General features: G+C 72.0%; 14 protein-coding genes, 1 tRNA gene, 1 pseudogene and 1 riboswitch. Of the genes and pseudogenes, 14 read left to right on the top strand and 2 right to left on the bottom strand.

The genetic code is table 11. From position 1 onward, the window contains the following. The first annotated feature begins 157 nt into the window (after nt 1-157). From ACLF5H_RS10595 to ACLF5H_RS10560, 8 genes are all read left to right on the top strand, one after another. On the top strand, nt 158-1,261 hold the full coding sequence (locus ACLF5H_RS10595) for a transglycosylase family protein (RefSeq protein WP_421675804.1): 1,104 nt from the start codon (nt 158-160) through the stop codon (nt 1,259-1,261). Between the two features lie 177 nt (nt 1,262-1,438). Then, nucleotides 1,439-1,608, top strand: a riboswitch (cyclic di-AMP (ydaO/yuaA leader). 4 nt (nt 1,609-1,612) lie between these two features. Beyond that, nucleotides 1,613-2,338 (top strand): transglycosylase family protein, encoded by a 726-nt coding sequence (locus tag ACLF5H_RS10590; protein ID WP_421675803.1) that lies wholly within the window; start codon nt 1,613-1,615, stop codon nt 2,336-2,338. Between the two features lie 446 nt (nt 2,339-2,784). After that, entirely contained in the window at nt 2,785-4,080 is a 1,296-nt protein-coding gene (eno, locus tag ACLF5H_RS10585; protein WP_037653719.1) for a phosphopyruvate hydratase, read from the top strand. Nucleotides 4,081-4,268: 188 nt separating this feature from the next. Further along, entirely contained in the window at nt 4,269-4,745 is a 477-nt protein-coding gene (locus ACLF5H_RS10580) for an FtsB family cell division protein (protein ID WP_421675802.1), read from the top strand. 116 nt (nt 4,746-4,861) lie between these two features. After that, on the top strand, nt 4,862-5,401 hold the full coding sequence (locus ACLF5H_RS10575) for a DUF501 domain-containing protein (protein WP_421675801.1): 540 nt from the start codon (nt 4,862-4,864) through the stop codon (nt 5,399-5,401). Then, nucleotides 5,398-6,339, top strand: a complete 942-nt coding sequence (locus ACLF5H_RS10570; RefSeq protein WP_182775874.1) for a Ppx/GppA phosphatase family protein — start codon at nt 5,398-5,400, stop codon at nt 6,337-6,339. Before ACLF5H_RS10575 ends, ACLF5H_RS10570 begins: the two co-directional genes overlap by 4 nt. A gap of 444 nt (nt 6,340-6,783) precedes the next feature. Beyond that, nucleotides 6,784-8,157, top strand: a complete 1,374-nt coding sequence (locus tag ACLF5H_RS10565) for an NAD(P)/FAD-dependent oxidoreductase (RefSeq protein ID WP_421675800.1) — start codon at nt 6,784-6,786, stop codon at nt 8,155-8,157. A 225-nt stretch (nt 8,158-8,382) separates the two neighbouring features. Beyond that, nucleotides 8,383-9,681: a class I SAM-dependent methyltransferase gene (locus tag ACLF5H_RS10560; protein WP_421675799.1), complete on the top strand. Its 1,299-nt coding sequence runs from the start codon at nt 8,383-8,385 to the stop codon at nt 9,679-9,681. A 65-nt stretch (nt 9,682-9,746) separates the two neighbouring features. Here ACLF5H_RS10560 and ACLF5H_RS10555 read toward each other — a convergent pair whose 3' ends face one another. Both ACLF5H_RS10555 and ACLF5H_RS10550 read right to left on the bottom strand, forming a co-directional pair. Further along, complete coding sequence (locus tag ACLF5H_RS10555) at nt 9,747-12,275, bottom strand: ABC transporter permease (protein WP_421675798.1); 2,529 nt, start codon at nt 12,273-12,275, stop codon at nt 9,747-9,749. Beyond that, nucleotides 12,275-13,045 carry an ABC transporter ATP-binding protein gene (locus ACLF5H_RS10550; RefSeq protein WP_037653710.1) on the bottom strand — a complete coding sequence of 257 codons (771 nt, stop codon included), beginning with the start codon at nt 13,043-13,045 and terminating at the stop codon, nt 12,275-12,277. Before ACLF5H_RS10550 ends, ACLF5H_RS10555 begins: the two co-directional genes overlap by 1 nt. A gap of 398 nt (nt 13,046-13,443) precedes the next feature. Between ACLF5H_RS10550 and ACLF5H_RS10545 the strand changes: the two genes are divergently transcribed. The 6 genes and pseudogenes from ACLF5H_RS10545 to ACLF5H_RS10520 all read left to right on the top strand — a co-directional run bounded on the left by ACLF5H_RS10545 (nt 13,444) and on the right by ACLF5H_RS10520 (nt 20,768). Then, nucleotides 13,444-13,527: transfer RNA gene (locus ACLF5H_RS10545), tRNA-Leu, on the top strand. A 270-nt stretch (nt 13,528-13,797) separates the two neighbouring features. After that, nucleotides 13,798-15,630 carry a fatty acyl-AMP ligase gene (locus tag ACLF5H_RS10540; RefSeq protein WP_421675797.1) on the top strand — a complete coding sequence of 611 codons (1,833 nt, stop codon included), beginning with the start codon at nt 13,798-13,800 and terminating at the stop codon, nt 15,628-15,630. Then, a complete protein-coding gene (locus ACLF5H_RS10535; RefSeq protein WP_421675796.1) occupies nt 15,627-17,420 on the top strand; it encodes an acyl-CoA dehydrogenase in 1,794 nt (597 codons plus the stop codon). The genes ACLF5H_RS10540 and ACLF5H_RS10535 overlap by 4 nt, the downstream gene beginning before the upstream one ends. Before the next feature lie 32 nt (nt 17,421-17,452). Further along, nucleotides 17,453-17,743, top strand: coding sequence for an acyl carrier protein (locus ACLF5H_RS10530; RefSeq protein WP_421675795.1), 291 nt, complete (start codon nt 17,453-17,455; stop codon nt 17,741-17,743). Continuing rightward, a pseudogene (locus ACLF5H_RS10525) lies at nt 17,743-19,536 on the top strand (type I polyketide synthase); the annotation flags it as partial. The gene ACLF5H_RS10530 and the pseudogene ACLF5H_RS10525, both read left to right, overlap by 1 nt. Before the next feature lie 116 nt (nt 19,537-19,652). Then, entirely contained in the window at nt 19,653-20,768 is a 1,116-nt protein-coding gene (locus tag ACLF5H_RS10520) for an acyltransferase domain-containing protein (RefSeq protein WP_421675794.1), read from the top strand. Nucleotides 20,769-20,770: the final 2 nt, after the last annotated feature.

Raw genomic sequence — 20,770 nt, 5'->3', positions numbered from 1 at the left:
GGAGCGGAGGGACGGACGTTCAATCCTGTGATCTTCGCGTTATCCGCGCGGCATGAACTTGTGACAAGTGATCGTGTGCCGCTACCTTCACCCCTCAGCGCGGCGACCCGGCACCACCCGCCGCGCCGGCCCCCGCCGTCGTACGAAAGGCTTCCGCATGATCTCCGGGAACGGTCGTCACCGCCGCCCCCGTCAGGCTCCGGCCCTCCTCGTCGCGGCCGGTGTGACCGGCTCCGCCATCGCCATCCCGCTGCTCGGCGCCGCGAGCGCCCACGCGGCCGACGGCACCACCTGGGACAAGGTCGCCAACTGCGAGAGCGGCGGCGCCTGGAGCGCCGACCCCGGCAACGGGTACTACGGCGGCCTCCAGATATCCCAGGACGACTGGGTCGCGTACGGCGGCACGCGGTACGCCTCCTCCGCCGACCAGGCCAGCCGCTCGCAGCAGATCGCCGTGGCCGAGAAGATCCTCAAGGACAAGGGCACCTCGCCCTGGGCCACCTGCGCCCTGCTGTCCGGACTGACCTCGAACTCCGGTTCGGTGAGCGTCGATCCGGGCGTCGGCGACGGCGGCGGCGACCAGGGCGGCGACACGACCGACCCGTCCGGACTGCCCGACCCCTCCGCCCCGGCGGGCACGCAGGGCGGCGACCAGGACGGCACCGGCACCGGCACCGGCACCGGCAAGGGTTCGGACACCGGTACCGGCTCCGGGAAGGGATCCACCGACCCCTCCTCCTCGCCGACCCACGGCTCCGGCAAGCAGACCGGCAAGCACGCGAGCCCGAACCCGGGCAAGCACACCGGCAAGCCCGGGACCGGCACCCCCAGCCCGGACCCGTCCGACCCGTCTTCCGCGGACCCCTCCGTCCCGGCCACGCCGTCCGCGCCCGCCGACGGCTCCGCGACCCCCGCGCCGTCCACCGGCACCCCGGACAACCCCCAGCAGACCGTCGGCTCTTGGAACCTGGTCGACACCGGGGCCCTCACCGGCGGCCGCCACCGCGGCGGCAACGCGGACGAAAGCACGGCAAACGGGCAGAACGACTCGAACTCCGGTCGGCACGCCACCCGCGAGCCGGGCAGCTACACCGTCCGCGCGGGCGACTCGCTGAGCGCCATCGCCGACTCGCTCGACGTCGACGGCGGATGGCACGCGCTCTACGTCGCGAACAAGAAGGTCGTGGGCGCCGACCCGAACCACATCACCGCCGGTCAGACCCTGAAAGTCAGTGACGAAACGGACGCGGACCAGGGCTAGTTGACGCCCTACTTGATCGCTAAATGTCCGATTTGGCGAAAGTGTGGGATGAGTCTCAGAAGCCCTGATCGTCTTTGAAATTCCGTCGATCACGTGGCTACGGTCAAGGCCGCTCGTCACCACGAGCCCCGGCGGCCGCAACGCCGAATCCTGCCAGCGGCTGCCCGGGAACAGTCGTCGCGTCACGCGCCGCAGGCAGGAGCGGGGGACCCAAGGTAAGTGCCGGGCCCGGCAGTTGATGCCGGACCGGCTTGGGGTGAAGCCACGCCTCCACGAGGAGGGGTGGCCGGGCAACTCAACCGGCCCGAACCCGACAGCTCACCTCGCAGGCGTCGGTGAGGGGATCGTTCCATGCTGTTTTCCGGCAAGGGCAAGCACCGTCGTCCGTCCAAGGCCGTCCGCGTCGTCACGCTCGCCGGTGTCACCGGTGCCGCCGTGGCCGCGCCGCTGATGGCCACCGGCACCGCCTCCGCCGCCACCGCCTCCCAGTGGGACGCGGTCGCCCAGTGCGAGTCCGGCGGCAACTGGTCCATCAACACCGGCAACGGTTACTACGGCGGCCTCCAGTTCTCCGCCTCGACCTGGGCCGCGTACGGCGGCACCGCCTACGCGTCGACCGCCGACCAGGCCAGCAAGTCCCAGCAGATCACCGTCGCCGAGAAGGTCCTCGCCGCGCAGGGCAAGGGTGCCTGGCCGGTCTGCGGTACGGGTCTGAGCAGCACCCCGTACAGCGGCTCCGGCTCGACGACCCCCTCGTCGTCGGACAGCACCGCCACCCGCTCCACGGACCAGCAGGCCGCCACGCGCTCCACCGAGCGCACCACCCCGGCGCCGACCAAGTCCACGGGCACCTCCACCGGCTCGTCCACGAGCAAGAGCAAGACCGTCACCACCCCGACCGGCAAGAAGGTCAAGAAGGGTGACGGCGAGTACAAGGTGGTCAAGGGCGACACCCTCAGCTCCATCGCCGCCGCGCACCACGTGGCCGGCGGCTGGAAGAAGCTGTTCGACCTGAACAAGGACATCGTCGACAACGCCGACCTGATCTACCCGGGCCAGCAGCTCCACCTCAAGTAGTCCGACCCGAAGGGGTACGGCGCCCCTCCTCGCCGTACCCCCGAGGACTCGCCCCGTCCCCACGGGAGCAGGCACCTCCCTTCGAGGCGCCTGCCGACCCGCCCGCGGCAAGCCCCGAGAACCCGCCCCCGGTGACCGACCCCCAACGGCCCAGGGGCCCGCTCCCCCCACGGTTCTCCCGGGCACCCGCCCCCCCCGAGCACCCCGCCCCGGCGCGTTTCCCCCGTTCGCGCCGGGGCGGGGTCTTGCGTTTTCCCGGACTTCAGTCAGCTCTCATCCGCGAACCCCTTTGTTCCGGTGGTGAACAATGGGTACCGTCTGCATGTCCCCGTCGCCCACCAGACGGTCGGTCGGTGGTCGGCGACCCCGGGACGGTTAGGCTCTAGTCGCAAGGCGCAGCCGTACGGCCGCCGCCCCGCACTTCCAGCGTCACATCCAAGAAGGAGATGCTCGTGCCGTCCATCGACGTCGTCGTAGCCCGGGAAATCCTGGACTCCCGAGGCAACCCCACGGTCGAGGTCGAGGTCGGCCTCGACGACGGCAGCACCGGTCGTGCCGCCGTCCCGTCCGGCGCCTCCACCGGCGCCTTCGAGGCCATCGAGCTGCGCGACGGTGACCCCAACCGCTACCTGGGCAAGGGTGTCGAGAAGGCCGTCCTCGCCGTCATCGAGCAGATCGGCCCGGAGCTGGTCGGCTACGACGCCACCGAGCAGCGCCTGATCGACCAGGCCATGTTCGACCTGGACGCCACCGACAACAAGGGCTCGCTGGGCGCCAACGCCATCCTCGGCGTCTCCCTGGCCGTCGCGCACGCCGCCTCCGAGGCGTCCGACCTGCCGCTCTTCCGCTACCTGGGCGGCCCCAACGCGCACCTGCTGCCGGTGCCGATGATGAACATCCTGAACGGCGGCTCGCACGCCGACTCTAACGTGGACATCCAGGAGTTCATGATCGCCCCGATCGGCGCGGAGTCCTTCTCCGAGGCGCTGCGCTGGGGTGCCGAGGTCTACCACACCCTCAAGAAGGTCCTGAAGAGCAAGGGCCTGGCCACCGGTCTCGGCGACGAGGGCGGCTTCGCCCCGAACCTCGGCTCCAACCGCGAGGCCCTGGACCTGATCCTCGAGGCCATCAAGGAAGCCGGCTACGCGCCCGGCGAGCAGATCGCCCTCGCCCTCGACGTCGCCGCCTCCGAGTTCTACAAGGACGGCAAGTACCTCTTCGAGGGCAAGGAGCGCTCCGCCGCCGAGATGACGGAGTACTACGAGGAGCTGGTGGCGGCCTACCCGCTGGTCTCCCTCGAGGACCCGCTGTTCGAGGACGACTGGAGCGGCTGGAAGGTCCTCACCGACCGCCTCGGCGACAAGGTCCAGATCGTCGGCGACGACCTGTTCGTGACCAACCCCGAGCGCCTGGCCCGCGGCATCGAGGAGGGCTCCGCCAACGCCCTGCTGGTCAAGGTCAACCAGATCGGCTCGCTGACCGAGACCCTGGACGCCGTCGAGCTGGCCCAGCGCAACGGCTTCAAGTGCATGATGTCCCACCGCTCCGGTGAGACCGAGGACGTCACCATCGCCGACCTGGCCGTCGCCACCAACTGCGGCCAGATCAAGACCGGCGCCCCGGCCCGCTCCGAGCGCGTCGCCAAGTACAACCAGCTGCTGCGCATCGAGGAGATCCTCGACGACGCCGCGGTGTACGCGGGTCGCAGCGCCTTCCCGCGGTTTCGCTCTGCGAACCAGTAGACACAGCGCTCCGCGAACCAGTAGACACAGCGCTCCGCGAACTGGACACAGCGAGGGCTGACCCAGCCCGGGCCACCTCTTGGCCAGTCGTACGTACGTCCCCGTACCCGGTCCCGTACCGTGTCCGGGGACGTACGCACGTGTGCGACCGCCCGAGGAGGGCGTGAAAGGGGAGGCGGAGAGCCGACATGGCCGCAAGGGACCGGGACCGTTTCTCCACCGCGACCAGGCTGCGGCTGCTCGGCGAGCAGACGGCGGCCCGGGTCTACCGCTCGCAGACCAAGCGGCAGGCGCGCCGCTCCCGGCTGACCGGCCGCGCCGCGCTGCTCGCGCTGGTGCTGTGCTCGCTGGTGGTCGCGCTCGCCTATCCGATGCGGCAGTACGTCTCGCAGCGCGCCCAGATCGCCGACCTCCAGCGGCAGCAGACCGATGCCCGCAAGCGCGTCGAACAGCTGCGCGACCTCAAGGCGCGCTGGCAGGACGACGCCTATGCGGAGCAGCAGATCCGCAAACGTCTGCACTATGTGATGCCCGGCGAGACCGGGTACGTGGTGGTCGACCCGGGCGCGGCCCGGCAGTCCCGCACCGACCTCAAGGCCGCCCACCGGCCCTGGTACACGAACATCTGGGACGGGGTCGACAAGTCCGACGCCTCCGACCAGTGACCGGCCCTGACCGGGGACCCGGCCCCGACCAGTGACCGGCCCCGACCGGTGACCCGGCCCCGACCAGTGATCCGGCCCCGTCCGGTGACCCACAGAAAGCAAATCTGAAAGCAGTCATGGAAACCCCTCCGCCGCCCACCCCGCGCACCGAGCCCACCGACGCGGACGTCGAGGCCTTCAAGCAGCAGCTCGGCCGCCCCCCGCGGGGCCTGCGCGCCATCGCGCACCGCTGCCCGTGCGGTCAGCCGGACGTCGTGGAGACGGCGCCGCGCCTGCCCGACGGCACCCCCTTCCCGACGCTGTACTACCTGACGTGCCCCAAGGCCGCCTCGGCCATCGGCACGCTGGAGGCCAACGGCGTCATGAAGGAGATGACCGAGCGCCTGCAGAGCGACCCGGAGCTGGCCGCCGCCTACCGGGCCGCGCACGAGGACTACATTCGGCGCCGCGACGAGATCGAGGTCCTGGCGGGCTTCCCGAGCGCGGGCGGCATGCCGGACCGGGTGAAGTGCCTGCACGTCCTGGTCGGCCACTCGCTGGCCGCGGGACCCGGCGTCAACCCGCTCGGCGACGAGGCGATCGCGATGCTGCCCGAGTGGTGGCGCAAGGGCGCGTGCGTGACGCTCGCGCGGGAGCCCGAGGGGGAGGCGCAGTGACCCGGGTCGCCGCGATCGACTGCGGTACGAACTCCATCCGGCTGCTGGTCGCGGACGCCGACCCGGCGACGGGCGAACTGGTCGACCTGGACCGCCGGATGACGATCGTGCGGCTCGGCCAGGGCGTCGACCGCACCGGCCGGCTCGCCCCCGAGGCGCTGGAGCGCACCTTCGCCGCGTGCCGCGAGTACGCCGGGATCATCAAGGAGCACGGCGCCGAGCGGCTGCGCTTCGTCGCCACCTCCGCCTCCCGGGACGCCGAGAACCGCGAGGACTTCGTGCGCGGCGTGCTGGACATCCTCGGTGTGGAGCCCGAGGTCATCACCGGCGACCAGGAGGCCGAGTTCTCCTTCACCGGCGCGACCCGGGAGCTCACCGGCCGTACGGATCTCGCCAGGCCCTATCTGGTGGTGGACATCGGCGGCGGCTCCACCGAGTTCGTCGTCGGCGACGAGAAGGTGCGCGCCGCGCGCTCCGTGGACATCGGCTGTGTGCGGATGACCGAACGGCATCTGGTGCACGGCGGCGAGGTCTCCGATCCGCCCACCGAGGAGCAGATCGCCGCGATCCGCGCCGACATCGAGGCCGCGCTGGACCTGGCCGAGCAGACCGTCCCGCTGCGCGAGGCACGCACCCTGGTCGGCCTCGCCGGCTCGGTCACCACGGTCTCCGCGATCGCCCAGGACCTGCCGGACTACGACTCCGCGCGCATCCACCACTCCCGGGTCTCGCGCGCCCGCGTCCGCGAGATCACCGAGCACCTGCTGCACTCCACCCACGCCGAACGCGCCACCATCCCCTCCATGCACCCGGGCCGGGTCGACGTCATCGGCGCGGGCTCCCTGGTACTCCTTGCGATCATGGAACGCACGGGCGCCGAGGAGGTCGTCGTCAGCGAGCACGACATCCTCGACGGCATCGCCTGGTCGGTGGCGTAGCTCTCTTTTGTTACCCGTCAGTAGCATCCGGCTGAGCAGGTCGGATAACGTTTGAGCGTCTTCGAGGGGCCCCCAGGGGCCCCTCGTTCGCACCCCGGCGGAAACCTTCGTGAAGTTCTTCACAAGGAAATGGGTGCTGACTGCTTCCCGAAGGGGACCACTTGGCCCTTGCGGGGGGTCAAAACCCGTTTGAACATGTTCAGATGAGGCGCGCAAAGATGGCCGGAAGGAGGGGTTCCGCGGGTCGCCCCGGAGTCTCTACGATCACCTCGAAGACTCGGACCAGCAGCTCACACGGCCTTGACAACGGTACGAACCGCCTCGCGGTTCCTCCTCGGCGACATGATCTGCATCACGCGGGCCGCGGAGTTTAGCACAGCCCCTCCAGAACCTTGTGAAGGGGCGCACGAGCCACCCCCCTTGAGCGGGTGGATACTCGATGCCATGAGCACCACGGAGCGTCCCAGGATCCTCGTAGTAGGCGGTGGGTACGTAGGCCTGTACGCAGCTCGGCGCATTCTCAAGAAGATGCGCTACGGCGAGGCGACCGTCACGGTCGTCGACCCCCGGTCGTACATGACCTACCAGCCCTTCCTCCCCGAAGCCGCCGCCGGCAGCATCTCCCCTCGCCACGTCGTCGTCCCGCTGCGACGCGTGCTGCCGAAGGCGGAGATCCTCACCGGTCGGGTCACCACCATCGACCAGGACCGCAAGGTCGCCACGATCGCCCCCCTCGTGGGCGAGGCGTACGAGCTGCCGTTCGACTACCTGGTCATCGCCATGGGCGCGGTCTCCCGCACCTTCCCGATCCCCGGCCTCGCCGAGCAGGGCATCGGCATGAAGGGCATCGAGGAGTCCATCGGCCTGCGCAACCACGTCCTGGAGCAGCTGGACAAGGCTGACTCCACGACCGACGAGGAGATCCGCCGCAAGGCGCTCACCTTCGTCTTCATCGGCGGTGGCTTCGCGGGCGCGGAGACCATCGGCGAGGTCGAGGACATGGCCCGCGACGCCGCCAAGTACTACAAGAACGTCTCCCGCGAGGACATGCGGTTCGTCCTCGTGGACGCCGCGGACAAGATCCTTCCCGAGGTCGGCCCGAAGCTCGGCCAGTACGGCAAGGAGCACCTGGAGAGCCGGGGCGTGGAGATCTACCTCTCCACCTCCATGGACTCCTGCGTCGACGGCCACGTGGTCCTCAAGAACGGCCTCGAGGTCGACTCCAACACGATCGTGTGGACCGCCGGCGTCAAGCCGAACCCGGCCCTGTCCCGCTTCGGTCTGCCCCTCGGCCCGCGCGGCCACGTCGACTGCGAGCCCACGCTCCAGGTCAAGGGCACCGACTACATCTGGGCCGCGGGCGACAACGCCCAGGTCCCGGACCTCGTCGGCCGCAAGGCGGGCAATGAGAACGCCTGGTGCCCGCCGAACGCCCAGCACGCGCTGCGCCAGGCCAAGGCCCTCGGCGACAACGTGGTCTCCGGCATGCGGGGCTTCCCGCAGAAGGAGTACGAGCACGCCAACAAGGGCGCGGTCGCCGGTCTCGGCCTGCACAAGGGCGTGGCGATGATCGTCCTGGGCAAGACCAAGATCAAGCTCAAGGGCCGTCTCGCCTGGTACATGCACCGTGGCTACCACGGTCTGGCGATGCCGACCTGGAACCGCAAGATCCGTATCTTCGCCGACTGGACGCTGGGCATGTTCCTCAAGCGCGAGGTCGTGTCGCTCGGCGCCATGGAGAACCCCCGCGAGGAGTTCTACGAGGCCGCCAAGCCGGCGCCGGTCGCCGCCGCGAAGACCGAGGCCAAGGCTTCCTGACCCCAGGTCAGCCGCTGTTCGACGCATGACCCGAAGGACCTCCCGCCATCCGTGGTGCGGGAGGTCCTTCGGCGTTCCCGGCCGCTCCTCCGCCGTTCCGCGCCCACCCAGGTGGCTACTGCAACTATTTTGCCCAGTCGTAACTCCTTCGCGGGACTGTGCGGAAGGCGCCACGGTGTTTACGTGGTATCCGGCATCCGGGATCTCGTCTTGGAGGTGTGCGTCATGGCAGACGCCGCGTCGCGGCTGAGCAGTCTTGCCGAGCAGGTACTGGGGGTTCCGCTCCCGGTACGGCTGCGGGCCTGGGACGGATCGCAGGCCGGGCCCCCGGGCGCCCCCACGCTCGTCGTGCGCAACCGGCGCGCTCTGCGTCGCATCCTCTTCAAACCCGGGGAGTTGGGCCTGGCCCGCGCCTGGGTCTCCGGCGACCTGGCCATCGAGGGCGACCTCTACACGGCGCTGGACGCCATGTCGGGACTGATCTGGGAGCGCGACGACGACAGCCGCACGCTCCTCCAGGCGCTGCGCGACCCGGCCGTCCGGGCGGCGGGCCGCGAGCTGCTGAAGCTCGCCGGGCCGCCGCTGCCGCCCGCGCCGCCGCAGGAGGAGGTCCGCAGGCCCCGCCATCTGCACACCCGGCACAGCGACAGACGGGCCATCAGCCACCACTACGACGTCGGCAACGACTTCTACGAACTCGTCCTCGGCCCCTCCATGGTGTACTCCTGCGCCTACTGGGAGACCTTCGACAAGGACGCCACCCTGGAGGCGGCCCAGCGCGACAAGCTCGAACTGGTCTGCCGCAAGCTCGGCCTCCAGGAGGGCCAGCGGCTGCTGGACGTCGGCTGCGGCTGGGGCTCCATGGCCCTGCACGCGGCCCGTGAGCACGGCGTGAGCGTCGTCGGCGTCACCCTCTCCCAGGAACAGGCCGGCTACGCCCGCAAGCGCATCGCGGACGAGGGCCTGACCGACAAGGTGGAGATCAGGGTCCAGGACTACCGGGACGTCTCCGACGGCCCCTTCGACGCCATCTCCTCCATCGGCATGGCCGAGCACGTCGGCGCCGAACGCTACCTGGAGTACGCGCGTCAGCTGTACGGCCTGCTGAAGCCCGGCGGACGGCTGCTCAACCACCAGATCGCCCGCCGCCCGCAGACCGACGAATCGGCCTACAGCGTCGACGAGTTCATCGACGCCTATGTCTTCCCGGACGGCGAACTGGCCCCCATCGGCACCACCGTCACCCAGCTGGAGCACGCCGGGTTCGAGGTGCGCGACGTGGAGGCGCTGCGCGAGCACTACGCCCGCACCCTGCGCGCGTGGGTGACCAATCTGGAGGCCGACTGGGACCGCGCGGTCCGGCTGACCAGCCCCGGCAGGGCGCGCGTGTGGCAGCTGTACATGGCCGCCTCCGCGCTCGCCTTCGAGCACAACCGCATCGGCGTCAACCAGGTCCTCGCGGTCCGCACCCCGCCCTCGGGCGCCTCCGTACTGCCCCCGCGCACCCGCACCTGGCAGGTTTGATCCCCTCGGTACGACGAAGGGCCCCGCTCCGGTTGACGGAACGGGGCCCTTGCCGCTGCCGGGCGCTACTCGGCCTTGATGGCCGTCAGCATGTTCAGCTTGGCCGCGCGGCGGGCCGGCCACAGGGCGGCCAGGATGCCGACCAGGCCCGCGAGCACCAGGAAGAGCACCAGCCGGCCCCAGGGCAGGACCAGTTCGTACGTGGGCATCTTGGTGCCGAGCAGCTCACCGGCGGCCCAGCCGAAGAACACGCCGAGACCGATGCCGAGCACACCGCCGAAGAGCGAGATCACCAGGGACTCCAGGCGGACCATCCGCTTGACCGACTTGCGGTCCAGGCCGATCGCGCGGAGCATGCCGATCTCCTGGGAGCGTTCGAACACCGACATCGCCAGGGTGTTGATGACACCGAGGACCGCGACGATCACCGCCATGCCGAGCAGGCCGTAGACCATGTTCAGCATCATCGTGAACATCTGCGCGATGCCGTCGGAGATGTCCTTCTTGTCCTGGATCTTGATCGCCGGGTTGGAGCCCAGGGCGCTCGCCAGCCGGTCCTTGGTCGCGGTCGAGGCGCCGTTCGCCGTCTTGACCATGACCTGCATGTCGGTGGGCTTGCTCAGATGCGGGGTGAGCACCTTGTTGTCGAGCATGATGCCGCGGATCATGTCGTTGCCGTCGTAGATCCCCGCGACCGTCAGGGTCTGTGCCTTGCCGTCCTCGAAGTGGGCGGTGAAGCGCGAGCCGGTCTTCCAGCCGTACTCCTCGGCCCGGACCTTGTCCACGACGACGCGGTCGCCGCCGATCGTGAAGCTGCCCCGGTCGACCTTCAGGTCCGTCAGCTCGGCGATGGACGCGCCGTCGACCCCGGTCACGAACTCGGTGGTGCCGTCGATGCGGGTCTCGGCGTTGCGCAGCGGGCTGCTGGCGCTCACGCCGTCGGTGGCGGCGATCTTCCGCGCCACGTCAGGGGAGAGCGGCGAGCCGTTCGCCATGGAGACCACGTAGTCGGCGCGGATCGCGGAGGCGGCCATCTTGTCGATGGACGACTGGAGGCTGCCCGCCATCACCGTCATGCCGGTGATCAGAGTCAGTCCGATCATCAGCGCGGAGGCGGTGGCGGCCGTACGGCGCGGGTTGCGCACCGAGTTCTGGCGGGCCAGCTTGCCCGCGACACCGAACGCGCGCAGCAGCGGGGCGACGGCCGCGATCAGCGGGCGGGACAGCAGCGGGGTCAGCACGAACACGCCGATGATCAGCAGGACGGCGCCGAGTCCCATCGGCGCCTCGCCGGAGGAGGCGTCCATCGAGGTGGCGGCGACGATCACCGCGGCACCGGCCGCCGTGAACAGCGCGCCGATCGTGTTGCGCAGCACCAGCGACTTGGTGGTCGCCGTGGCGTGCACGCTGTTCATCGCCGCCACCGGCGGGATCTTGGCGGCCCGGCGGCCGGGCAGCCAGGCGGCGAGCATGGTGATGAGGATGCCGACCGCGAGGGCGGCCACCACGGTCCCCGGGCTGATCACGAGCGGCCCGTCGGGCATGCTCGCGCCGAAGGAGCCCACCAGGGCGCGCAGGCCCGCGCCGATGCCGATACCGGCGACCAGGCCGGCCACACCGGCGACCGCGCCGACCACGAACGCCTCGATCAGCACCGAGCGGGTGACCTGGCGGCGGGAGGCGCCGACCGCGCGCATCAGGGCCAGTTCCTTGGTGCGCTGGGCGACCAGCATGGTGAAGGTGTTGGCGATGATGAACGTGCCGACGAACAGGGCGATCCCGGCGAACACCAGCAGGCCCTGCTTCAGGCCGCTCATCGACTCGGCGATCGTCTTCGCCTGGTCGTCGGCGAGCTGCCGGCCGGTGGTGGTCTTCACCTGGTGCGCGGGCAGCGCCGCGTCGAGCGCGTCCTTGAGCGCGGCCTGGCCGGTGCCCGGCTTCGCCTTGACGTCGATCTCGTCGTAGGTGCCGTGCTTGCCGAACAGCTTCTGCGCGGTCGGCGTGTCGAACAGGGCGAGGCTGCCGCCCGCGGTCACGTTGCCGTCGTCGGTGGTGAAGATGCCCGCGACGGTCGGGGTGAGCACCGGGCCGTCGACCGAGAGCCGCACGGTGTCGCCGACCCGGTAGCCGGCCCGCTGGGCGGTCTTGGCGTCGAGCAGCACCTCGTTCGCGCCGTGCGGCGCGTGGCCGCTGGTCAGCGGGTACCGGGCGTCCTTGGTGCCCCAGTAATTGCCGCCGGTGGACTGCCAGTTGCCCCCGGCGAGCTTGCCGTGCTTGTCCGCGACGGCGGTGAAGCCGCTGACCACCCCGGTGGCGGAGGCGGCGCCGGGCACCTTGGCGGCCTTGTCGAGCGTGGCCTGGGTGAGGTCCGACAGCTTGCCGATCTTGTCGCCCTCGGAGTCCTGGTACTCCGGTACGACGGCGACGTCGACGTGATCGAAGCCCTTGGCGGAGCTGTTCTGGTAGGCGTCGGAGATGGTGTTGGTGAAGACGAGCGTCCCGGAGACGAAGGCCACGCCGAGCATGACGGCGAGCACCGTCATCAGCAGCCGGGCCTTGTGCGCGAGGACGTTGCGCAGGGCGGTGCGGAACATCAGCTGGTCCGGCCCTTCGCGTCGAACTGCTTCATGGTGTCGAGGACCGAGTCGGCGGTCGGGCCGTACAGCTCGTCCACGATCCGGCCGTCGGCCAGGAAGATCACGCGGTCCGCGTAGGCGGCGGCCACCGGGTCGTGGGTCACCATGACCACCGTCTGGCCCAGCTCGCGCACGGAGTTGCGCAGGAAGCCGAGGACCTCGGCGCCGGAGCGCGAGTCGAGGTTTCCGGTCGGCTCGTCACCGAAGATGATCTCCGGCTTGGAGGCCAGGGCGCGGGCGACGGCGACGCGCTGCTGCTGGCCGCCGGAGAGCTGGGACGGCCGGTGGCTCAGCCGCCCGGACAGGCCCACCATCGAGATGACCTGGTCCAGCCACGCCTTGTCGGGCTTGCGCCCGGCTATGTCCATCGGGAGGGTGATGTTCTCCAGCGCGGTCAGGGTCGGCAGCAGGTTGAACGCCTGGAAGATGAAGCCGATCTTGTCCCGGCGCAACTTGGTGAGCTGCTTGTCCTTCAGCGAGCCCAGCTCGGTGTCGCCGATGCGCACGGAGCCGGAGGAGAAGGTGTCGAGGCCGGCCACGCAGTGCATCAGGGTGGACTTGCCGGAGCCCGAGGGGCCCATGATCGCGGTGAACTCGGCCTGCCGGAAGTCGACGGAGACCCGGTCCAGGGCGACCACCCGGGTCTCACCCTGCCCGTAGATCTTCGACAGCTCCGTGGCGCGGGCGGCCACGGCGGTGGCCGTGCCTGCGGTGGGTGTGGTGGTCACGGGACGGTGCTCCTCGGGACGATAGGTCGTGGGGACTTCTCTATCGTCCCGGTGCCCGGGGCCCGGGAAGTCAGCCGCTGTTCCGGTTCCCGGGGGCGACTCGGGACGGACCGGGCGGGTGCCGTGTCATACCTGGGGAGGACCCCGGCCCCTGAGACCGGTGGGGGGACCCCGGCGGCAAGAACAGGGGGAGCGCCCTTCTTCGGACGGTGAAATTCCGTCATTTCACATACAGGTGCACATGCGTCACGTCACGCTACTGGCAAGTGCGGATGGCGAGTTCCGTGGTCTGATGCACCCTCAGACGTCAATAAAATAAGACAACATCGGTCCGACGTTCCGCTGTTCGGGGGATGTGTCCCGATAGGCTCGGACCCTCGAAGCGGAGCCCATGGCCTGCCCGGATGGTGGAATGCAGACACGGCGAGCTTAAACCTCGCTGCCCCTTCGCGGGCGTGCCGGTTCAAGTCCGGCTCCGGGCACTTCTGCTCCCACGGCACCTGACCTGCGAAATAGCAGGTTTGGTGCCGTATTGCGTCATATGTCGGGAAGCGGGACGAGCACCGCCCGGCTCACGGGGCTGACCGGATTCCATCTGACGGCGTGCGACGACCGCGTCGCCGCCCCGCGCGCCCCGACGCGCACGGCTTAACCGCCGCAAGCGTCTCTTTAGCGAACTGTTCGAGCATGTTCGGCAGGTAAAGGGCCGCCCGCGGACGAGTGCGCGGTGGCCCCCGTCGCAAGGGGGAGCGATGCCGAACCTGTCCAGCGCCGAACCGGCCACCTTCACCGATGTGCTGCGTGCCCGCGGTGCCGAGCGCCCGCAGGCCGAGGCGCATGTCGAGCTGCGGCACCGGGGGGCCGGGGTGCACCCGGTGCGGCTGTCCTACGGCGAACTGGACCTGCGGGCCCGAAGAATCGCCTCGATGCTCCAGGAACGGCGGGCCGGCGGGACGCCGGTGCTGCTGCTGTACACCTCCACGGCGGAGTTCCTCAGCGCCTACGCCGGCTGCCTGTACGCGGGCGCGGTGGCCGTGCCGGCGCCGCTGCCGGACGGCGCCGGCGGGCACGGTCGGCGGGCGGGCCGGGTCCGGGCGATGCTGGACGACACCGGCGCGCGGCTGGTGCTCGCCGAGGCGTCGAGCGCCCCCGAGGTCTCCCGCTGGCTGGCCGATACGCTGCGCGACGGCGTCGACTGCCTGGCCACCGACCGGCCCGAGCTGGGCGATGCGGACGCCTGGCGCCCGGTGCGCACCCGCCCGGACGACCTGGCCTTCCTCCAGTACACCTCGGGTTCGGTGCGTGAGCCGCGCGGCGTGATGGTGTCCCACCGCAACCTGATGGACAACCAGCGGCTCCTGCAGGACGTGCTGGGGACCACGGCGCGGGACCGCTTCGGCGGCTGGCTGCCGCACTACCACGACATGGGCTTCATCGCCCATCTGCTGCACCCCGTCTGGCTGGGCGGCATGTCCGTGTGCATGGCGCCCGAGGCGTTCGTACGCCGGCCGATGCGCTGGCTGCGTGCCATCGACGAGTACGGCGTGACCGTCGGCGGCGGCCCCAACTTCTGCTACGACCTGTGCGTCGACCGCGTCTCCGCCGAGGAGGCCGCCACCCTCGACCTCTCCAGCTGGCGGCTGGTGCTCAACGGCGCGGAGCCGGTACGCCCGCACACCCTGCGCCGTTTCACCGAGCACTTCGCCGGCGCCGGGCTGCGCGCCACCGCGGCCTATCCCTGCTACGGACTGGCCGAGGCCACCCTGCTGGTCTCCGGCGGCACCCCCGGCGCGCCCTGGTCCACCCGTCCCGCGGACGCTCAGGCGCTGGAGCACGGGCGGCTGACCGGGCCGTCCGGCGCGGACACGGCACGCGAACTCGTCGACTGCGGGCCGGTCACCGGCTACGACGTGCGGATCGTCGAGCCCGAGCGGCGCCGGGAGCTGCCGGCCGGCCGGGTCGGGGAGATCTGGCTGCGCGGCGACAGCGTCGCCCAGGGGTACTGGAAGCGCCCCGAGGAGAGCGAGGAGACGTTTCGGGCGACCCTGGACGACGGCGAGACCGGCTTCCTGCGCACCGGCGACCTCGGTGTCCTGGCCGACGGCCGGCTGTACGTCACCGGCCGGCTCAAGGAGCTGATCATCCTCAACGGCCGCAATCTCTATCCGCAGGACGTCGAGTGGACCGTGCGGGAGGCGGCCGGCGCGCTGCGGCCCGGCGCCGCCGCCGCGTTCTGTGTCGACGCCGGCGGTCGCGAGCAGCTCGCGCTGGTCCTGGAGTCCCGCGCCGACCTCGACGACAAGGAACGCGCCGAACGGCTGGTCCGGCTGGTCCAAGAGGCCGTCGGCGCCCGCTGCAACGCCCCCCTCGCCAACGTGCTGCTGGTCGGCCCCGGTGCGGTGCCCCGCACCACCAGCGGCAAGGTGCGCCGTGCCGAGACCCGGCGGCTGTTCCTCGCCGGTGAGCTGCCGGCCCTGCACCAGGTCCTGGACCCGGCGGTCCACCAGCTGGTGGGCGCCCGCCGGACCGCCCTCGGCGAGGATCTCCTGCTGCCCGCGCCGGCCGGTGGGGGCGGCCGGTGGTGAGCACGGCGCCCGCGGTGGCCGACGGCGCGTCCCCGCCGGGCGTCGGCTCCGGTCCGCTCCGGTCCGCGTCGGTGAGCGCCGAGCCGGGCCGGGTCCGTGCCGCGCGCGTCGAGTCGGCGCTCGGCGATCCCGCCGACCCGGCCAACCCCTACGGGTACGCCGCGCTGCTCGCCGCCGACCGGCTGGCCGAACGGTTCCACGGGGGCGAGGAGTTGCTCGACTCCCTGGGCATGCCGGCCGAGTTCGTGCCGGTCGGACTCGGCGGCCGGCTGGACTCGTACGAGGACCTGGTGGCCGTGATGCGGCCGGTGTTCCGGCGGGACGTCGGGCTCGCCATGGGCTACGGCATGATGAGCTGGATGGCCGCCTCCGACGTGTGGCTGGCCGGCACGGAGGAACAGCGGGCCTGGCTCGCCCGACTGCTGCTCGACGGGCAGAAGGCAGCCATCGCCCAGCACGAGACCGCCCACAGCAACGACTATGTGCGCAGCGGCGTCACGGCCCGGCGCACCGCTGACGGCCTGTCGCTGAACGGCGTCAAGCCGTTGATCAACAACCTGGAACGGGCCCGCGCCCTGGTGCTGTTCTGCCGTACCGGCGAGACCGCCGGCAGCCGCAGCCACTCGGCGCTGCTGCTGCGCCCGGACGCCTTGCCCGCCCCGGGCGCCGCGCTGCTGCCGCGCCGGGTCGCCGTCGGCCTGCGCGGCTGCCGGTTCGCCGGGATCGAGTTCGACGGCTGCCCCGTACCGGCGAGCGCCCTGCTCGGCCCGGAGGGCACCGGCGTCGCCACTGCGCTGCGCTCCTTCCAGCTCAGCCGCACGGTCATCGCCTCCTGCGCGGTCGCCGCCGTGGACACCGTGCTGCGCACCGCGGTGATGTTCGAGCAGTCGCGGTCCTTGCCCGCGCGGGCCGGCCACACCGCCGACGCGGTCCGTGCCTCCGCCGCCACCACCGGCGCCTTCGTCAACCTGCTGATGTACGACAGCCTCGCGGTGTTCGCGCTGCGTGCCCTGCACCTGCTGCCGGAACAGACCAGTGTCTACTCGGCCGCGCTGAAGTACCTGCTGCCGAAGGTGCTCATCGAGACCATGTACGACCTGTCGACCGTGCTCGGCTCCGGCATCTACACCCGCGAGGGCTCGCTCGGCATCTTCCAGAAGCACATCAGGGACGTACCGGTGCTCAGTCTCGGCCACGCCGGCACCGCCGCCTGCCAGGCCACCGTCATCCCCCAGCTGCCCCGGCTCGCCCGCACCTCCTGGCAGGGCGCGCAACCGCCGCCCGACGCCCTCTTCAGGCCCGGCACGCCGGTACCGCCCGCCACCGCGGCCCGGCTCAGCCTCGCCTCCGGGCATGAGGCGCTCACCGCGTGCCTGCCGCTCGCGGCCGACGACATCACCGGCACCGGACCGGCCGAGCGGGCCCTGGCCGGATACGCGCGGGCGCTCGCGGCCGAACTGGCCGAACTGCGCGCGCGGGTCCGCGGCCTGGAGCGCGACGCCCGCACCGGTGTCTGGCCGGCCGCCGGGTTCGCGCTGGTCGACCGGTACGCGCTGCTGCTGGCCGCCGCCGCGGTGCTCGGTGTGTGGCGGCAGGCCGGGCGCGCCGGCGATCCCTTCCTCGCCGAAGCGTCCTGGGCCGCCGCCGCCCTGCACCGGCTGGCCCGCCGGCTCGGCCTCAAGGTCGCCGACCCGCCCCCGCAGTGCGCGGCCCGCATCCGGCACGAGGTGCAGCTTCGTTACGGCGCCCAGCTCAGCTACGACCTCTACACCACCCCTGTGAGCGGCTGACCACCCCCGCAGGCTCGCGAAGGAGTCCCACCATGACCGCACCCGCGCACCGGCCCACCGCCCCCGACACCGCCCTCGGACCGTGGCTGCTGGACCGGCTCGCCGCCTATCTGCACCGGCCGGCCGAGACCATCGACCCGGCCGTGCCGCTGGCCGACTACGGTGCCGATTCGGTGGTGGCGTTCAGCCTCTGCGGCGACCTGGAAGACGAGTGGGGCGTCGTGGCCGAGCCGACCCTGCTGTGGGACCACCCCACCGTCGGCCGGCTGCTGGCCCATCTGCCGGCCGCCCACCCCGAGGTCTTCGCCGGACGGGACCGCTGATGGGCGACGACATCGCCGTCGTCGGCATCGACTGCCTCTTCCCGCGCGCGCACGGCGTCGACGCCTACTGGGAACTGCTGCTCGGCTCGGGCGACGCCATCGGCGAGGTGCCGCCGGACCGCTGGGACCCGGCCGCCCACCCCGGCGTCGCGCGGGGCGGCTTCGCCGACGGCATCGACGGCTTCGACCACGCCTTCTTCGCCGTACCGCCGCGTGAGGCCGCCGCCATGGACCCGCACCAGCGGCTGCTGCTGCCCAGTGTGTGGCGCGCGATCGAGGACTCCGGGACATCCCCGAGCGCCCTCGCCGGCAGCGACACCGGGGTCTTCGTCGGGGTGATGGGCGGCGAGTGGGGCCGGCTGACGCTGTCCGGGCAGCACCGGCCCACGCCCCAGCTCGGCGCGGGCAGCAGCGCCGGAATGATCGCCAACCGGGTCTCGTACCACCTGGACCTGCACGGGCCGAGCCTCGCCGTGGACACGGCCTGCTCCTCCTCGCTGGTCGCGGTGCACCTCGCGGTCCAGGCGCTGCGCACCGAGGAGTGCTCCACCGCCGTCGCGGCCGGCGTCAACCTGGTGCTCTCGCCGACCCTCGGCCTGGTCTACCAGCAGCTCGGGCTCGCCGCTCCGGACGGGCGCTGCAAGCCGTTCGCCGCCGACGCGGACGGCATCGGCCGCGCCGACGGGGTGGGCGTGGTGGTGCTGCGCAGGCTGCGGGACGCGCTCGCCGAGGGCAGCCGGGTCTACGCCGTGATCCGGGGCAGCGCCGTCAACCAGGACGGGCGCAGCAACGGCGTGACCGCACCCAGCCGCTGGTCCCAGCAGAAGGTGCTGGCGACCGCCTACCACCGGGCCGGCGTCACCCCGGACCGGGTGCGCTTCGTGGAGGCGCACGGCACCGGGACGGTGCTCGGCGACGCCATCGAGTGCGCGGCGCTCGGCGCGGTGCACGGGGTGCCGCGTGACGAGCCGTGCGCGATCGGCTCGGTGAAGGGCAACCTCGGCCACACGGAGGGCGCCGCCGGGATCGCCGGGCTGATCAAGACGGCGCTCGCGCTGCACCACCGGGTGGTGCCGACGAGCCGGCACGCGGACCGCGAGAACCCGCGGCTGCGGATGGCCGAGCGCGGGCTGCGGCTCATCAAGGCGCCGCTGCGGCTGCCCCGCGGTGAGACGGTGGCGGGCGTGAGCAGCTTCGGGATGGGCGGCACGAACGCGCATGTGGTGCTGGCGTCCGCGCCCGCGCCGCCCCGGCCGGGGCGTGTTCCCTCGGCCGCCGGGGTGTTCACGGTCACCGCGGACTCCGCCGAGGGGCTGCGCCGCAATCTGCTGGCGCAGGCGGGCGCGGTGGCCGGGCGCGGCCGCGCGGTGTCCGCCCTGTGCTGGAGCAGCAACCGCGCCAAGACGGGACTGCCGTACCGCTACGCCACCACCGCGCGGGACGCCGAGGAACTGGCCGGGACGCTGCGCCGGGACGCGGAGCGGCCCGCGCGGGACGCCGTACGGCCGTCGGCGGCCCCGGTCGTGGGGTTCCTGTTCACCGGGCAGGGCAGCCCCTACCCGGGCATGACCGCCGGGCTGTACCGGGATCTGCCCGCCTACCGCCGGCACCTGGACGAGGCCGACGCCGCGCTCGCGCCGCACACCGGCCGGTCGCTGACCGAGCTGCTGCTCGCCGGGGACGAGCGGATCACCGGCGCCCGGCTGGCGCAGCCCGCGCTGTTCGCGGTGGAGTACGCGCTGTCCCGGACGCTCACCGAGCTGGGGGTGCGCCCGGCGGCGGTGCTCGGGCACAGCGTGGGCGAGTACGCGGCGGCGGTCACGGCCGGCGCGCTCGGTCTCGCGGACGCCGCCGGATCTCGCTCGGTCTCGCGGACGCCGCCGCGCTGGTCGCCGCGCGCGCCGCCCTCATGGCCGAGCTGCCCGGCGGCGGGATGCTGGCGGTGCGTGGGGAGCGGGAGGCGGTCGACGCGCTGCTCGCCGGGGAACCAGAGCTGGCGCTCGCCGTCGTCAACGGCCCCGCGGACACCGTGCTGGCGGGCGGGCGCCCCGCGCTGGAGCGTGCCGCCGCCAGGCTCGCCGGACAGGGCCTGCGCGCCCGCCTTCTGGACGCGCCGCTCGCCTTCCACTCTCCGGCCGTCGCGCCCGTCGTACCGCTGCTGCGCGAGGCAGCGGCGCGGGCGGCCGTACGGGCGCCCGAGGTGCCGTTCGCCTCCACCCGGTACGGGAGGCTGCTGCGGGACGAGCCGCTGGACGCCGCGTACTGGGGTGCGCAGGCCGCCGAGCCGGTGCTCTTCGGGGACGCGCTGAGCGCGCTGGTGGGGCAGCTCGCGCCGACCCATCTGGTGGAGCTCGGTCCCCGCCCGCAACTGCTGGGTCTTGTGGGGCGCGCGGGCTTGGGCGCGGGAGTCGACTGCCTCCATCCATGCCCCGGCCCCGCCGCGACCGGCCGTGAACTGGCCGACGTGGTCGCCGCGTTGTACCGGGCGGGCCTCGACCCCGACTGGTCCGCCCTCTACGCCCCGCAACACCGCCGTCCGGAACGCCTGGCCCCTTACGCCTTCGACGACCGCCCCCGTTTCCCGCGCACTGAGGCGCGAGTGGCGGCGGGCGAAGCGGTCGACGACGGCGGCGGGGAAGGCGCCGAGGCGGGGACGGCGCACGGGGCCGGGGGAGAGCGGGCCGAGCGGGGTCGCCTCCGGCCGGGTCCGGACGGGGGCGATCGGGGTGAAGGCGGCCGGGGAGGCCCGGGGGCGGAGCCGGTCGTCGTCGAGGCGGTCGTGGGGGCCGTGGCCGAGGTCGGTGGATATCCCGCGGGCGAGCTGACGCGGGGGGCCCGGTTCTACGAGGACCTCGGGTTCGACTCGGTCATGATCATGCAGCTGAAGGACCGGATCGAGGCGCGGCTGCCCCAGGTGGGCGAGCTGGCGGTGCCGGATCTGATTCCGGCGCTGCGTTCCATCGACTCCCTGGCCGTGCATCTGGCCGGGCTCGTCCCGGCCGGCGCGACGCCGGGAAAGGAGTGATC

The sequence above is a fragment of the Streptomyces sp. LaBMicrA B280 genome (assembly GCF_049222185.1).
GTDB lineage: Bacteria > Actinomycetota > Actinomycetes > Streptomycetales > Streptomycetaceae > Streptomyces > Streptomyces murinus.
Note: the sequence above shows the minus strand (reverse complement) of the source record. Positions and strands in the feature narration are given on the sequence as shown.

Bases quoted from the DNA above. Each gene is read 5' to 3' on its own strand.
- ACLF5H_RS10575 (WP_421675801.1), top strand. From the start codon at position 4,862: ATGGAAACCCCTCCGCCGCCCACCCCGCGCACCGAGCCCACCGACGCG.
- ACLF5H_RS10590 (WP_421675803.1), top strand. From the start codon at position 1,613: ATGCTGTTTTCCGGCAAGGGCAAGCACCGTCGTCCGTCCAAGGCCGTC.
- ACLF5H_RS10520 (WP_421675794.1), top strand. From the start codon at position 19,653: ATGGCCGAGCTGCCCGGCGGCGGGATGCTGGCGGTGCGTGGGGAGCGG.
- ACLF5H_RS10555 (WP_421675798.1), bottom strand. From the start codon at position 12,275: ATGTTCCGCACCGCCCTGCGCAACGTCCTCGCGCACAAGGCCCGGCTG.
- ACLF5H_RS10580 (WP_421675802.1), top strand. From the start codon at position 4,269: ATGGCCGCAAGGGACCGGGACCGTTTCTCCACCGCGACCAGGCTGCGG.
- ACLF5H_RS10595 (WP_421675804.1), top strand. From the start codon at position 158: ATGATCTCCGGGAACGGTCGTCACCGCCGCCCCCGTCAGGCTCCGGCC.
- ACLF5H_RS10540 (WP_421675797.1), top strand. From the start codon at position 13,798: ATGCCGAACCTGTCCAGCGCCGAACCGGCCACCTTCACCGATGTGCTG.
- ACLF5H_RS10530 (WP_421675795.1), top strand. From the start codon at position 17,453: ATGACCGCACCCGCGCACCGGCCCACCGCCCCCGACACCGCCCTCGGA.
- eno (WP_037653719.1), top strand. From the start codon at position 2,785: ATGCTCGTGCCGTCCATCGACGTCGTCGTAGCCCGGGAAATCCTGGAC.
- ACLF5H_RS10565 (WP_421675800.1), top strand. From the start codon at position 6,784: ATGAGCACCACGGAGCGTCCCAGGATCCTCGTAGTAGGCGGTGGGTAC.
- ACLF5H_RS10560 (WP_421675799.1), top strand. From the start codon at position 8,383: ATGGCAGACGCCGCGTCGCGGCTGAGCAGTCTTGCCGAGCAGGTACTG.